General features: G+C 71.2%; 18 protein-coding genes. 13 read left to right on the top strand and 5 right to left on the bottom strand.

Annotated features, from left to right (window positions below):
- Window positions 1-5: 5 nt before the first annotated feature.
- Entirely contained in the window at window positions 6-362 is a 357-nt protein-coding gene (locus Cco03nite_RS37000) for a thioredoxin family protein (protein ID WP_203698681.1), read from the bottom strand.
- A gap of 150 nt (window positions 363-512) precedes the next feature.
- On the opposite strand from Cco03nite_RS37000, the gene Cco03nite_RS37005 reads away from it, so the two are divergent.
- The gene (locus Cco03nite_RS37005; protein WP_203698682.1) at window positions 513-893 is read left to right on the top strand and encodes a thiol-disulfide oxidoreductase DCC family protein; all 381 of its coding nucleotides are present in this window, start codon (window positions 513-515) and stop codon (window positions 891-893) included.
- A 99-nt stretch (window positions 894-992) separates the two neighbouring features.
- Here the strand turns inward: Cco03nite_RS37005 and Cco03nite_RS37010 are convergent, their stop codons facing one another.
- Window positions 993-1,457, bottom strand: coding sequence for a MaoC family dehydratase (locus tag Cco03nite_RS37010; RefSeq protein ID WP_203698683.1), 465 nt, complete (start codon window positions 1,455-1,457; stop codon window positions 993-995).
- 218 nt (window positions 1,458-1,675) lie between these two features.
- Here Cco03nite_RS37010 and Cco03nite_RS37015 point away from each other — a divergent pair, with 218 nt between their 5' ends.
- The 10 genes from Cco03nite_RS37015 (at window position 1,676) to Cco03nite_RS37060 (ending at window position 9,687) form a co-directional block, all read left to right on the top strand.
- A complete protein-coding gene (locus Cco03nite_RS37015) occupies window positions 1,676-2,209 on the top strand; it encodes a hypothetical protein (protein WP_203698684.1) in 534 nt (177 codons plus the stop codon).
- 125 nt (window positions 2,210-2,334) lie between these two features.
- Window positions 2,335-2,991 carry a TrmH family RNA methyltransferase gene (locus tag Cco03nite_RS37020; protein WP_203698698.1) on the top strand — a complete coding sequence of 219 codons (657 nt, stop codon included), beginning with the start codon at window positions 2,335-2,337 and terminating at the stop codon, window positions 2,989-2,991.
- A gap of 62 nt (window positions 2,992-3,053) precedes the next feature.
- The gene (locus Cco03nite_RS37025) at window positions 3,054-3,710 is read left to right on the top strand and encodes a DUF6758 family protein (RefSeq protein WP_203698685.1); all 657 of its coding nucleotides are present in this window, start codon (window positions 3,054-3,056) and stop codon (window positions 3,708-3,710) included.
- Window positions 3,711-3,865: 155 nt separating this feature from the next.
- A complete protein-coding gene (locus tag Cco03nite_RS37030) occupies window positions 3,866-4,024 on the top strand; it encodes a hypothetical protein (RefSeq protein ID WP_170213147.1) in 159 nt (52 codons plus the stop codon).
- A 5-nt stretch (window positions 4,025-4,029) separates the two neighbouring features.
- Window positions 4,030-4,932, top strand: coding sequence for a PH domain-containing protein (locus tag Cco03nite_RS37035; protein ID WP_203698686.1), 903 nt, complete (start codon window positions 4,030-4,032; stop codon window positions 4,930-4,932).
- Window positions 4,933-5,168: 236 nt separating this feature from the next.
- Window positions 5,169-5,876, top strand: coding sequence for a SigE family RNA polymerase sigma factor (locus tag Cco03nite_RS37040; protein ID WP_373314420.1), 708 nt, complete (start codon window positions 5,169-5,171; stop codon window positions 5,874-5,876).
- A gap of 2 nt (window positions 5,877-5,878) precedes the next feature.
- Window positions 5,879-7,111 carry a hypothetical protein gene (locus tag Cco03nite_RS37045; RefSeq protein WP_203698687.1) on the top strand — a complete coding sequence of 411 codons (1,233 nt, stop codon included), beginning with the start codon at window positions 5,879-5,881 and terminating at the stop codon, window positions 7,109-7,111.
- Window positions 7,108-7,974, top strand: a complete 867-nt coding sequence (locus tag Cco03nite_RS37050; protein WP_203698688.1) for a PHP domain-containing protein — start codon at window positions 7,108-7,110, stop codon at window positions 7,972-7,974. The genes Cco03nite_RS37045 and Cco03nite_RS37050 overlap by 4 nt, the downstream gene beginning before the upstream one ends.
- Window positions 7,975-8,002: 28 nt before the next feature.
- Window positions 8,003-8,620, top strand: coding sequence for a MarC family protein (locus Cco03nite_RS37055; protein WP_203698689.1), 618 nt, complete (start codon window positions 8,003-8,005; stop codon window positions 8,618-8,620).
- Between the two features lie 239 nt (window positions 8,621-8,859).
- On the top strand, window positions 8,860-9,687 hold the full coding sequence (locus Cco03nite_RS37060) for a RecB family exonuclease (RefSeq protein WP_203698700.1): 828 nt from the start codon (window positions 8,860-8,862) through the stop codon (window positions 9,685-9,687).
- 96 nt (window positions 9,688-9,783) lie between these two features.
- On the opposite strand, the gene Cco03nite_RS37065 is transcribed toward Cco03nite_RS37060, so the two are convergent.
- Window positions 9,784-10,248: a Fur family transcriptional regulator gene (locus tag Cco03nite_RS37065; protein ID WP_275412101.1), complete on the bottom strand. Its 465-nt coding sequence runs from the start codon at window positions 10,246-10,248 to the stop codon at window positions 9,784-9,786.
- A gap of 147 nt (window positions 10,249-10,395) precedes the next feature.
- Here Cco03nite_RS37065 and Cco03nite_RS37070 point away from each other — a divergent pair, with 147 nt between their 5' ends.
- The gene (locus tag Cco03nite_RS37070; RefSeq protein WP_203698690.1) at window positions 10,396-10,881 is read left to right on the top strand and encodes a DUF2231 domain-containing protein; all 486 of its coding nucleotides are present in this window, start codon (window positions 10,396-10,398) and stop codon (window positions 10,879-10,881) included.
- A gap of 4 nt (window positions 10,882-10,885) precedes the next feature.
- Here the strand turns inward: Cco03nite_RS37070 and Cco03nite_RS37075 are convergent, their stop codons facing one another.
- Complete coding sequence (locus Cco03nite_RS37075; protein ID WP_203698691.1) at window positions 10,886-11,173, bottom strand: translation initiation factor 2; 288 nt, start codon at window positions 11,171-11,173, stop codon at window positions 10,886-10,888.
- A 62-nt stretch (window positions 11,174-11,235) separates the two neighbouring features.
- Between Cco03nite_RS37075 and Cco03nite_RS37080 the strand changes: the two genes are divergently transcribed.
- Window positions 11,236-11,409 (top strand): hypothetical protein, encoded by a 174-nt coding sequence (locus tag Cco03nite_RS37080; protein WP_203698702.1) that lies wholly within the window; start codon window positions 11,236-11,238, stop codon window positions 11,407-11,409.
- A 73-nt stretch (window positions 11,410-11,482) separates the two neighbouring features.
- Here the strand turns inward: Cco03nite_RS37080 and Cco03nite_RS37085 are convergent, their stop codons facing one another.
- Entirely contained in the window at window positions 11,483-11,797 is a 315-nt protein-coding gene (locus tag Cco03nite_RS37085; RefSeq protein WP_203698692.1) for an FmdB family zinc ribbon protein, read from the bottom strand.
- Window positions 11,798-11,899 lie beyond the last annotated feature (102 nt).

Here is an 11,899-nt window from a genome sequence, read left to right on the forward strand (position 1 = left end):
GAAGACTAGGCAGCAGTCGCGTCGGCCTTGACCTTCTCCATGTCGAGCTCGCGCACCTTCTTGACCAGGTCCAGGAACGCCGCCTCCGGCAGTGCGCCCGGCTGGGCGTACACGATCACGCCGTCGCGGACGGCCATGATCGTGGGGATCGACTGGATGTTGAACTGCATGGCCAGCTCCTGCTGCGCCTCGGTGTCGACCTTGCCGAAGGTGACGTCCGGGTTCGCCTCGGCGGCCCGCTCGTAGACGGGCGCGAAACGGACACACGGACCACACCAGCTCGCCCAGAAGTCGATGAAGGTGATGCCGTCCCCGCTCGTCTTCTCCACGAAGTTGGCGGTCGTGAACTCCACGGTGCCCATTGTCGTGCTCCTCATTTCATCGAGTGACCAACGTCCATGTAAACCGCTGCGCCACCTTGCACATTCCCGTCTTGTCCACGGTACCGACGGTGACGTGACACACAGGGCATCCCGGTATATGGCGGGCGTGTGGCGGAGGACGATGTAAGCGTGCCCGCGACCTTCGTCTACGACGGCGACTGCGCGTTCTGCACCCGGTGCGCCGAGTTCCTCCGCCGCCGGGTGCCCACCGACGCGGAGATCGTGCCCTGGCAGCGCGCCGACCTGCCCGCCCTGGGCCTGACCCGGGAGCGGTGCGTCGAAGCGGTGCAGTATGTCGTGCCCGGCCGGCCCGCGCTCGCGGGGCCCGACGCGATCGCGGCGCTGCTGCGGGCGAGCCGCTCGGCGTGGCGTCCGGTGGGCGGCGCGCTCGGGCTGCCCGGCCTGGGCGCCGTGTCCTGGCCCGTGTACCGCCTGATCGCCCGCCACCGGCACCGGCTCCCCGGCGGCACGGCCGCCTGCGCGGTGCCGCCGCCTCCGTCCCGCCCTTGAATCGACGTTGGCCTATCACATCGAATCCGATCCACGAATTCTCGATGTGATAGGCCAACGTCGATGAAAAACGGGGGCGGCGAGGGTCGCCGGGGCGGGTTACTCCGCGGGGTCAGGGCGCTTGGGGACCATGACCTTGCGCTTGAAGACGCAGACCAGGGTGCCGTCCTGGTTGTAGCCCCGGGTCTCGACGCTGACCACGCCGCGGTCGGGCTTCGAGCCGGACTCTCGCTTGTCGAGCACCGTGGTCTCGCCGTAGATGGTGTCGCCGTGGAAGGTCGGCGCGACGTGGCGCAGGCTCTCGACCTCGAGGTTGGCGATGGCCTTGCCGCTGACGTCGGGCACCGACATGCCCAGCAGCAGCGAGTAGATGTAGTTGCCGACCACCACGTTGCGCTTGAAGTCGGTCTGCGTCGCCGCGTAGTGCGCGTCCAGGTGCAGCGGGTGGTGGTTCATCGTCAGCAGGCAGAAGAGGTGGTCGTCGTACTCGGTGACCGTCTTGCCGGGCCAGTGCTTGTAGATCGCCCCGACCTCGAACTCCTCGAAGTAGCGCCCGAACTGCATTGTCCGTCTCCCGCCCCTGGATGCAGCGAACGGCGGGGCCCTCCCCGGCACCCGCCGCCCGCGCTTGTGAAAAGGATTCTGCACGGCCGTTACCGGTGAGTACATAGGCCGTGCCGAGAACTACGTCACAGACAACGTTCACCGGCCGCTGGGGGTGATTGGCAGGCTTCGCGGCAAGCGTCCGCGCTCGCGGCATATGCTGACGGCAGGAGGTCGCCATGCCGAGCAATTCCGCAGCGGATCACCTGATCTCGCGCCAGCTGTACCGGCGGGAGATAGCTCCCCTCACCTTCGAACCGCACGAGTGGGAGCTGCTGACCCGGCTCCCGGCCCGTGTCATGATCGCCGCCACCTCCGCCGAACCCGACAGCGACCGCCGTACGGTCGACGAGGGCCTGGCCGGCATCAACGCCATCGCCGCCGGAGCCGACGTGGACTCCGAGCTGGTGAAAGCCATCGTCGGCGCGATCTACGCCGAGGCCGACCCCGATCCGCCCGCCGCCGAGCAGTTCCGCGACCCGCACGCCGCCATCACCGAGGTGCTGGTCGGCTGCCGCGCGGCGGCGATCGTGCTCGACTCGCGGGCCACGCCGGCCGACGGACAGGCGTACCGCCGCTGGCTGGAGTCGATCGCGGACCAGGTCTGCGGCGCGGCCCGGACCGGCGGCCTGCTGGGTATCGGCGGGGTCACCCGCAGCCCGGCCGAACAGCGCTTCCTGACCGATCTGGTGGATGCGCTGCGCAACGTGTGACCAGCTAAAATCCTTCACTTGTGACCACCGAACCACGCAGCGACGCCGCCAGGCCGCAGAAGCAGCAGCCCGGTGGCGTCGCTGTGCCCGCCGAACGGGCGCCGTGCGACGACACGCCGACGCCGGTGGTCCCGGACGGGTTCGGCACGGGTGGCGCGGCCGGGGACGACGAACTCGAGGTCGGTGTCGGGCCGTGGGCCGGGCCCTGGCCGCAGGACGCCCACTTCGACCCCGAGCTGCTGGCCGGGGGCGACCGGCGCAACGTGGTGGACCGGTACCGGTACTGGCGGCACGAGGCGATCGTGGCCGACCTGGACACCCGGCGGCACGATTTCCACGTCGCCATCGAGAACTGGCAGCACGACTTCAACATCGGCACGGTGGTGCGCACCGCGAACGCGTTCCTGGCCGCCGAGGTGCACATCGTGGGCCGCCGCCGCTGGAACCGGCGCGGCGCGATGGTGACCGACCGCTACCAGCACGTACGCCACCACGACTCGGTCGAGGCCTTCGCCTCCTGGGCGCGCGCGGCGGGGGTGGCCGTCATCGGCATCGACAACCTGCCCGGCAGCGTGCCGCTGGAGACGACGACTCTGCCGCGGCACTGCGTGCTGCTGTTCGGCCAGGAGGGCCCGGGGCTGTCCGAGGCGGCCCGGGCGGCCTGCGACCGGATGTACTCGATCGCCCAGTACGGCTCGACCCGGTCGGTCAACGCCGGGGTGGCCTCGGCGGTGGCCATGCACGCCTGGATCCGCGCGTACGCCGGGCCGCCCCCCGCCTGACCAAGCGCCGATCTTGGCGAGTGGCTTGACGTGCTCCGACGACGGGGCGGACAGTGGTGGTCATGGGGCTCGCGGTGTCATGTCCGCGGTGCGGTGGCGAATTGCGGCCGCCCGGTCTTGCGCACTCCGACTGGGTCTGCGAGCGCGACGGGCCCGTCCCGCCGTTGCACACCGCCCAGCATGTCAACCATGACGTCTTCGCCTGCGCGACCAAGCGCGCGGCCGAGTCGGGAGTGCCGCTGTGGTGCCCCTGGCCGCTGCCGACCGGCTGGACCGTCACCGGTGTGGCGTGGGCGGGCGACGACCGGTCCGGCGTGTCGGCCACGGCGCTGGCGTGCAGCGGGCCGACCCCGTTCAGCGACGGCCCGGCCGACGTGCTGATCGTGGCCGAGGAGCCGGGCGTGGGGCTGGGGGCGCGCTTCGCGGGCCTGTCCGGCCCGGACCCCGGCCCCGCCCTGCTCGACATGGAGGGCGGGCACGGCGCGCACGCGAAGGTGAAGGCCGACGGGCACCCCACTCCACTGTGGGCGGTGTCCACGCCCGACGACCGCAGCGCGTACGCCGGGGAGGCCCGGGGCCGCTGGCTGTACGCCGTGACCTGGCCCGCGCAGGCCGGCTACCTCCTGTCCGAGGAGGTCGTGCTGCAGGACCTGAGCGACTGGCTGCCGCCGGAACTGGTGTTCGGAGCGCTGTCGCCGCGCCTGCGTCCCGCCCGTTGAGTCGAGTTCCTTACTTTCCTCATCGGACGCTGCTCAAGCCGCTGGCACGGATATGCGCTAATGATTCTCGGCAGGCACCGTTACTGATACGCTGAGTCTCGCCACGGCCACCAGTTGTCGAGTGGACACGGCCAGGCGGAGGGGGATAGCCCGACATGCTCAAGAAGATCCTTACGTGGGGCGGCATCGCCTTTTTGATCTTCTTCGTGGCGTTCCGGCCCGATTCTGCGGCGAACGTCGTGAAGACGCTGGGCGGCACTGTCATGGACATCGCCCAGGGTTTCGGTGACTTCTTCGGCAGCCTGGTCGCTTAGCTCACATGATCGGCGGTCTCGGGCCGGACGAGCCAAGCGAGGAGCGCACTCCGGGGCCTGACGGTCCGGAGTGGTCCGGTCGCCGTGAACGCGACACGGAGCCCATCCCGCGGACGCGAGCGGAGTCTCAGCCACCGGCTGAGAGCGAGCTGCATACCGATCCGGGCGACCACGCACACTTCATCGGCAAGGCCACTGTGGGGGCGAGCGCCGGCACCGCTTCGGGCGGCGCAGGAGGCAGACCCCCCGGTGACAACGCCACCACGGCGCCACTCGGTGACGAGCTTCCGAACTTCACCGAGGAGGAGCTCGCCGGGCTGCGGTTCGACGCGTCCGGGGTGCCGCTGGGGCCGCGCCGGGTGCTTCCGCTCGAAGACGAGCCGAGCGCCATGGTCGCGCGCTACCTGTTCCCCACCGAGCGTTATCGGGGGGAGTGGAAGCGGCACTGGGTGCACCTGACCAACCCGCTGCTGATCGGCGTGTTCGCCACCTTCGCGCTCGGCTACCTGTCGGGCTTCCTGGCGAAGTCCGACATCGCCGGCATGTGGGTGATCGCGGTGGTCGTCTGGGCGCTGGTGATGAGCTGGGTCGCCTGGACCGTCGCCGACTGGTACTTCGACCGGTTCATCCTGACCAACAAGCGGCTGATGCTCGTCAACGGGCTCATCACCCGCAAGGTGGCGATGATGCCGCTGCTGAAGGTCACCGACATGAAGTACGAGCAGTCGCCGCTGGGCCGCATGCTCAACTACGGCACGTTCGTGCTCGAGTCCGCCGGCCAGGACCAGGCGCTCAGCAAGGTCGAGCACATGCCGAACCCGAACGAGCTCTACCTGCGCATCGTCGAGGAGATGTACGAGCCGGCGGCAGTGGAGGCGCGGCTCGGGCGCGAGGCGGAAGAGGAGTAGTCGCCGCTATTCGGCCACAACCGAAATGCCCGATCGGCGACAGGAAAGTTCTCTACCAGATCTAGATCCGCTAGCGCGAGTGTGCCAGTCTGTCCGTTGAGGTTGACGCATACGGGGTATCCACCCGACACCGGGAACCGAACGGCGTGCGAAAGCCTCTTACACGGGGTGATGGGCGCGTCCGACGCGCCTCGGTCAGGCGTCCGCGACGTACGCCTGCGATGGGAGGTGCGTCTGTGAGCCACCGGTCGGCCATGGAGGACGAGTTCCGCGAGTTCGTGACCGCACGTTCGGCTGCCCTGCTGCGCACGGCATACCTGCTGGCCGGTGACTGGGCCACCGCGGAGGACCTGCTGCAGACGGCGCTCACCAAGACGTACCTGGCGTGGAAGCGCCTGGGGCAGATCGAGGCGGTCGAGCCGTACGCCCGCCGGGTGCTCGTCAACACCGCGACCAGCTGGTGGCGGCGACGCTGGCACGGCGAGCGACCCACCGAATTCCTACCGGAACGGGCCGCACCGGACAATCTCGAAGAGCAGCTCGAGCGCGATGTGATGTGGAAACATGTCAAAGCTCTTCCGGCACGACAACGCGCCGTGCTGGTCCTGCGTTTCTACGAGGACATGTCTGAGGCGCAGACAGCCGCGATGTTGCAGATCTCGCCCGGGACCGTGAAGAGCCAGACCTCACGGGCCCTCGGGACGCTGCGGCAGCGGCTGGCTGCCGAGGGAATCACCGGCAGGCTGCCGGCCGCGCAGGCGGCGGCGGAGCCGGCGGTCCCGAAGCAGCGGGCGGGCAGCGTCGTCACGGAATCGCTCGACCTGCCTGTCGACGAGGTCACCCTGACGGCCGAGCCCACCCCGGTCGCGGCACCCGTGGTGCCGTCGCCTCGGAGGGAAGCTGTTCGACCGGCCCGCGTGCCGGTCGGCCAACCTGGGCGGTGACCATGCTTGAGGACGAGCTGCGTGAGATGTTCGCGGCTCGCGCGCAGACCCTGCCTGCCGCCGCCGACCCGGCCGGCCGCGCCATCCGACAGGCGCGCCGGACGACCCGGCGTCGGCGCACGGCGACCGGCACGATGACGGTGTTCGCCTTCGCGACCGTGCTCGGCGGCGCCGTGGCGGCTCAGGGGCTCGGTGCCGCGGCGACCACGGCCGCCGACCCCAACCGGGTCACCTTCCAGAACCTCTTCGGCGGCGACGCTCCGGTGGCCGCCCGCCAGACCCAGCTGCCGACCATGGACCTGCCGGTCGACCTGCTCGTCGGCCAGCAGCTGTGGACCGCCGACGGGCAGCGGGTGAACCTCGACCACGACGGCGACGTCGCCATGATCGCCAAGGTCCCCGACGGCTGGGTGTACTCCGACTCCAGCACCGTGCGCCTGCTTCCCAACAGCGCCGGTGCGACGGTCAAGCTGTCCGGCCAATCGGACTGGGCGGTGAGCCACGACGGCAGCCGGGTCGCCACCAACGACCAGGGCACGCTGGCGGTCACCAAGGTGACCGGCGACGACCGGGGCACGACGATCGCGTCGACGCCGGTCCCCGAGACCGCCGCCCCGGTGACCTTCTTCGGCGACCGCGTGGTCGTCTCCAGCGAGAAAGGCTTCGACTACTGGAGCGCCGCGGCGCCCTCGCAGTACAAGGACACCTGGAACGCCGAGCTGCTCGCCGTGTTCGGCGGCGCCGCGGCCAACGTGGCGGTCGGCATCGTGCGCGGCAAGGGCGAGCTGCTGTGCCTGGTCGACGTCACGGCGGTCAAGAACGGCCTGAAGATCGGCGCGCAGCTGGGCTGCGGCGACCTGGTCGGCAAGGCGCTGGTCAAGCTCCACGCGGCGCTGTCGCCCGACGGCCGGCTGCTCGCGGTGGCCTCGCCGAGCGGCCTGCAGATGATCGATCTGGACCGGGCGCGCATCGACGCCGCGGCCAACAGCGGCAAGAAGCAGACCCAGGCACAGGCACAGGCGCAGTCGCAGGTCCAGGCGCTGGTGCTCCGGGCGGACTGCCCGATCACCGCGGTCGACGCCGTCGTCTGGTCGGACAACACGACCGTGGTGGCGCAGACCGACGCCGACGGGATCTTCGCCTGCCGGAGCGACGGCACGAAGCTGCAGGTGGCGCTGCCCCCGGACGTCCAGCCCGGCTGGACGATGATCCCTTCGTACGGTGCCGGCAAGTGACGATCGACCTGCACCTGCACTCCACCGCGAGTGACGGCACCACACCCCCCGACGAGCTGATGCGCCTGGCCGGCGCGGCGGGGCTGCGGGTGGCCGCGCTCACCGACCACGACACCACCAGCGGCTGGGCGGCCGCCGCGCAGGCGCTGCCGCCCGGCCTGACCCTCATCCGGGGCGCCGAGCTCAGCTGCCGCTGGCACGGCGAGGGCGAGTCCATCGCACTGCACATGCTGGCCTACCTGTTCGACCCGGCCGACCCGGCACTGGTCGCGGCGCTGGCCCGGGTCCGCGAGTCGCGGCTGGGACGCGCCGAACGCATGGTCGCGCTGATGCGGGCCGACGGCATCGACGTGGACTGGGCCGACATCCTGGCCCACGCCGGCGGCGGCACCGTCGGCCGGCCCCACCTGGCCGCCGCGCTGATCCGGGCCGGGCTGGTGGCCGACACCCAGGAGGCGTTCGGGCCGCGCTGGCTCGGCAACGGCAGCCCGTACCGGCTGCCCAAGGAGGACCTCGACGTGTTCGAGGCGCTGCGCCTGGTCCAGGCCGCGGGCGGGGTGACCGTGTTCGCCCACCCGCGCGCCTCGGTCCGCGGCCGGGTCGTGCCGGAGGAGCTGTTCGGGCAGCTCGCGGCGGCCGGACTGGACGGCCTGGAGGCCGACCACCACGACCACAGCCCGGCCGAACGCGCCGAGGTGCGCCGCATCGCCGCCGAGCTCGGCCTGTTCACCACCGGCAGCTCGGACTTCCACGGCACCCACAAGAAGGTGCGCATCGGCGAGTTCACCACCGCCCCCGAGGCGCTGGAGCGGATCGTCGCCGGTGCGACCGGCGCCACCCCCGTCACGGGAGTCGCCGGATAACCCTTGCCCGCCGTGCTATGCATCCGGTGTGGATTGGAAGTTCTTCGGCGAGGTCTTCGTCACCCTGCTCGTCATCACCGACCCGCCGGGAATGGTGCCCATCTTCCTGGCGCTGACCGGCGCACTGCCCGCCCGGGAGCGCCACAAGGCCGCGACACACGCGGTCGCGCTGGCGCTGGGGGTCATCGCGGTCTTCGCGGTGGCCGGCCAGACCATCCTGGACTACCTGCACATCCAGCTGCCCGCGCTGCAGGGCGCGGGTGGCCTGCTGCTGGTCCTGGTCGCGCTGGAGCTGCTCACCGGCAAGGCCGACGACCCCGACCAGCAGTCGACCTCGAACATCGCCCTGGTGCCGCTCGGCACGCCGCTGCTGGCCGGTCCCGGTGCGATCGTGGCGACGATGCTGTTCGTGCAGCGGGCCGACAGCCCCGGGCAGTACGTGGCGATCGGGCTGGGCATCGTGGCGGTCATGGTCGCGGTGTGGCTGGTGCTGCGCTACTCCGGGATCATCGTGAAGGTGCTGCGGCCCGGCGGCATCGAGGTGCTGACCCGCATCGCCGGTCTGCTGCTCGCCGCGATCGCGGTCCAGCTGATGGCCGACTCCATCGGCGCCTTCGTCGAGCTGTTCACCACCGCGCACCCGTGACCGGGCCCTTCGGGGCCGGGCCGGCACATTCCGTTCGGAATACGGTGGCCTATCTCGTCGACTTCGATCTCGTGGGAGTCGACGGGATAGGCCACCGTCTGTGAAGAACGGGTCTCGGGCGGCCGGATGGGCGGGTCGGCTCGCGAGTGTCCGACCGGGCTGGCACGATCTGGCGGGTGAGCCGAACCCCCAGCCCCCGCCGCGGCAAGGACGTCCCGGAGCAGCTCGGCTTCGACATGATGCCCGAGCGCCTGTTCGTGTGCACCCCGAGCAAGCTCTCGTCGTATGCCGACTGCCCGCGCCGCTACCGGCACACCTACCTCGACCGGCCCGCGCCGCAGAAGGGCCCCGCCTGGGCGCACAACTCGCTCGGCGCGAGCGTGCACACGGCGCTGCGCAACTGGTGGGACCTGCCGGTGGAACGGCGGGACGGCACCGCGCTGCCGCGGCTGCTGCGGGCGACCTGGGTGCGCGAGGGCTACCGCGACGACGAGCAGGAGCGGGCGGTCTACGAGCGGGCGCTCGGCTGGCTGGAGGCGTACACCGCGGACCTGGACCCGGAGCTGGAACTGCTGGGTGTGGAGCGCACGGTGGCGGCGAAGACGGCGGTGCTGGCGCTGAGCGGCCGGGCCGACCGGATCGACGCGCGCGGCGGCGAAGCCGTGATCGTCGACTACAAGACCGGCCGCACCGGCCTGGACACCGACGACGCGCGGGGCTCGCTGGCGCTGGCGCTGTACGCGTTCGCCGCCGAGCGGGTGTTCCGCCGCCCGTGCCGCCGGGTGGAGCTGCACCACCTGCCGACCGGCACGGTTGCCGCGCACGAGCACACCCCGGAGTCGATCGCCCGGCACGTGTCCCGGGCCGAGGACACCGCGCGCGACATCGTGGCGGCGGAGAAGGCGCTGGCCGACGGCACTCCGCCGGACGAGGCGTTCCCGACCCGGCCGGGCAGCCTGTGCAGCTGGTGCGACTTCCGCCGGGTGTGCCCGGCGGGCGCGGAAGCGCCGGTGAAGGAGACCTGGGCCGCAGTGGAGACCACCCCGACCGGCCCGATCCGCGCCTAGATCACTCGACTTGCCCGGCACCTGGGCGAATGACACCGCAAGATACGCACAGGTGCCAGGCAACTCGGACGATCTCGGCGCCTGGCCCGGCGTGGGTCAGGCCGGGGTGTCGGGGGTGCGGTCCTCGGCGGCGAGTCGCTGGCAGGACGGGCACAGACCCCAGTAGGTGACCTCGGCCTCGTCGAGGGCGAAGCCGTGGGTCTGGCTCGGGTCGAGGCAGGGCGCGCTGCCCGTGGCGCAGTCCACGTCGGCGATCGCGCCGCAGCCGCGGCAGACGATGTGGTGGTGGTTGTCGCCGGAGCGGGCCTCGTACCGGGCGGGGGAGCCGGCCGGCTCGATGCGCCGGGCCAGGCCCGCGCGGGCCAGCGCGCCGAGCACGTCGTAGACCGCCTGGGTGGAGACCGAGTCGAGGCGCTGCCGGGCCTGCCGGGTGATCTCCTCGACCTCCAGGTGGCCGCCCTGCCCGAGAATGTCGAGCACGGCGAGCCGCGGCCGGGTCACCCGCAGGCCCCGTTCGCGAAGGAGAGCCTGTGGCTCGATGTCGCCGTACATGAACACCATTTCAGCAGCTAACTTGGATCTCCTCAAGAAAAGGTCCGATATACGTGCTCTGCGACACGGGTCGTTCCCCCTCTGTCCCATCGACGTGGGCGGGTCTAGGCTCACCTTGACCTTGGGTACGACCCCCGGAATCCACGTGGAGGCACAGTGTTCGAGGAACTGCTCGGCCTGCCGGCTCACCCCCTGCTCGTGCACGCCGCAGTCGTGTTCGCCCCGCTGCTGATCGCCGGTGTGGTGGTCTACTCGTTCGCGCCGTCGGTGCGCCGGTACATCGGCTGGGCCGTGCTGCTGCTCGGCGTCGGCGCGCCGATCGCGCTGTGGTTCGCGCGGCAGAGCGGCGAGGCGCTGTTCACGACGCTCGTCGAGAAGGGCTACCCGCCGCAGATCCTGGCTCAGGTGGACCTGCACAAGGACTTCGGCGACGCGGCGGCCTGGGCGGGCACCCTGCTGGGCGTGCTGGCGATCGCGCTGGTGCTGTTCACCCACTCGGCCGCGAAGAAGCCGGCCACCGGCGGTTCCCGCGCCACGGGCTGGGCGCTGATCGCGCTGAACCTGCTGGCCGCCGGAGCCACCGCGTACTACGTCTTCAAGACCGGCGACACCGGTGCCCAGGCAGTCTGGAGCAACATCTGACCGGTCAGGTCCGCCATTGAAGGCAGGCGATGAGGATCAGCACGACGCCTGCGGCGATGCCGAGGGCGTTGGTGAACCGGTCCGCGCGCTCCTCGGCGAGGTCGATCGCGTCGTGGTCCAGTTCGGGCAGCCGCCGCGGCGGCACGAAACGCGGGGCGACCTCCGGGTGCCAGCCCGGCGGCGGCGGCACCGCGGGCGGCGGGCCGGGGTACGCCGCGGCGGCCTGCTCGGCGTCTGCCCCGTCCGCGGACGGCGTGGGCCGGCGCCACTGATCGTCGGCGGGCCGGTTCACGAGGGCCGACCCGCGGGCAGGCGGCGGGACCGGCCGATCCTGGCTGGTCCTATGCTGCGGTGGTGAGCAGTGACGCTGTCCCCGGCGGTCGCGACGACGACCGCGTGGTGGAGTTCGACGACGAGAGTCCGGTGCTGCCGGAGCAGACCCGTGACGACACGGACCGGGGCTGGGGCGAGCGGTCGTGGAGCAACGACGACCGGCTGCGCGACGAGCGCCCGCCGCACTGGGACTGACCGCCGGCCACAGCGATGGCGGGGCTGACGCACCGCCGTACTATACCGCGGAACCGGACATTGCGGACGTAGCTCAGGAAGCGCTGCTGCTCGCGGTCGACGACGAGGTGCTCGACGACGGCGTGCTGCTGCTCGACGAGGAGCTGCTGCCGCTGGTCGAGCTGCTGGACGACGAGCTGCTCGAAGCCGCGGGGGCCGTGCCGGAACCGCTGCCGCGCGAGTCGGTGCGGTAGAAGCCGGAGCCCTTGAAGACCACGCCGACCGAGGAGAACAGCTTGCGCAGGGTGCCCTCGCACGTCGGGCACTCGGTCAGCGGCTCGTCCGCGAACGACTGCACGGCCTCCAGCTGGTGACCGCAAGCGGTGCAGGCGTACTGGTAGGTGGGCACGTTCCCCTCCATGATCATTGCTGGCACTCGGGTATACCGAGTGCTAATAGTGCACGACCGCCCGCCGACGTGCCAAGTAGCTGTCGCCGATCACACTGTCCT

It is taken from the genome of Catellatospora coxensis (genome assembly GCF_016862635.1).
Lineage (GTDB): Bacteria > Actinomycetota > Actinomycetes > Mycobacteriales > Micromonosporaceae > Catellatospora > Catellatospora coxensis.

Coding starts and splice junctions, on each gene's coding strand:
- Cco03nite_RS37000 (WP_203698681.1), bottom strand. CDS start 362: ATGGGCACCGTGGAGTTCACGACCGCCAACTTCGTGGAGAAGACGAGC.
- Cco03nite_RS37010 (WP_203698683.1), bottom strand. CDS start 1,457: ATGCAGTTCGGGCGCTACTTCGAGGAGTTCGAGGTCGGGGCGATCTAC.
- Cco03nite_RS37015 (WP_203698684.1), top strand. CDS start 1,676: ATGCCGAGCAATTCCGCAGCGGATCACCTGATCTCGCGCCAGCTGTAC.
- Cco03nite_RS37025 (WP_203698685.1), top strand. CDS start 3,054: ATGGGGCTCGCGGTGTCATGTCCGCGGTGCGGTGGCGAATTGCGGCCG.
- Cco03nite_RS37030 (WP_170213147.1), top strand. CDS start 3,866: ATGCTCAAGAAGATCCTTACGTGGGGCGGCATCGCCTTTTTGATCTTC.
- Cco03nite_RS37035 (WP_203698686.1), top strand. CDS start 4,030: ATGATCGGCGGTCTCGGGCCGGACGAGCCAAGCGAGGAGCGCACTCCG.
- Cco03nite_RS37045 (WP_203698687.1), top strand. CDS start 5,879: ATGCTTGAGGACGAGCTGCGTGAGATGTTCGCGGCTCGCGCGCAGACC.
- Cco03nite_RS37060 (WP_203698700.1), top strand. CDS start 8,860: ATGCCCGAGCGCCTGTTCGTGTGCACCCCGAGCAAGCTCTCGTCGTAT.
- Cco03nite_RS37065 (WP_275412101.1), bottom strand. CDS start 10,248: ATGGTGTTCATGTACGGCGACATCGAGCCACAGGCTCTCCTTCGCGAA.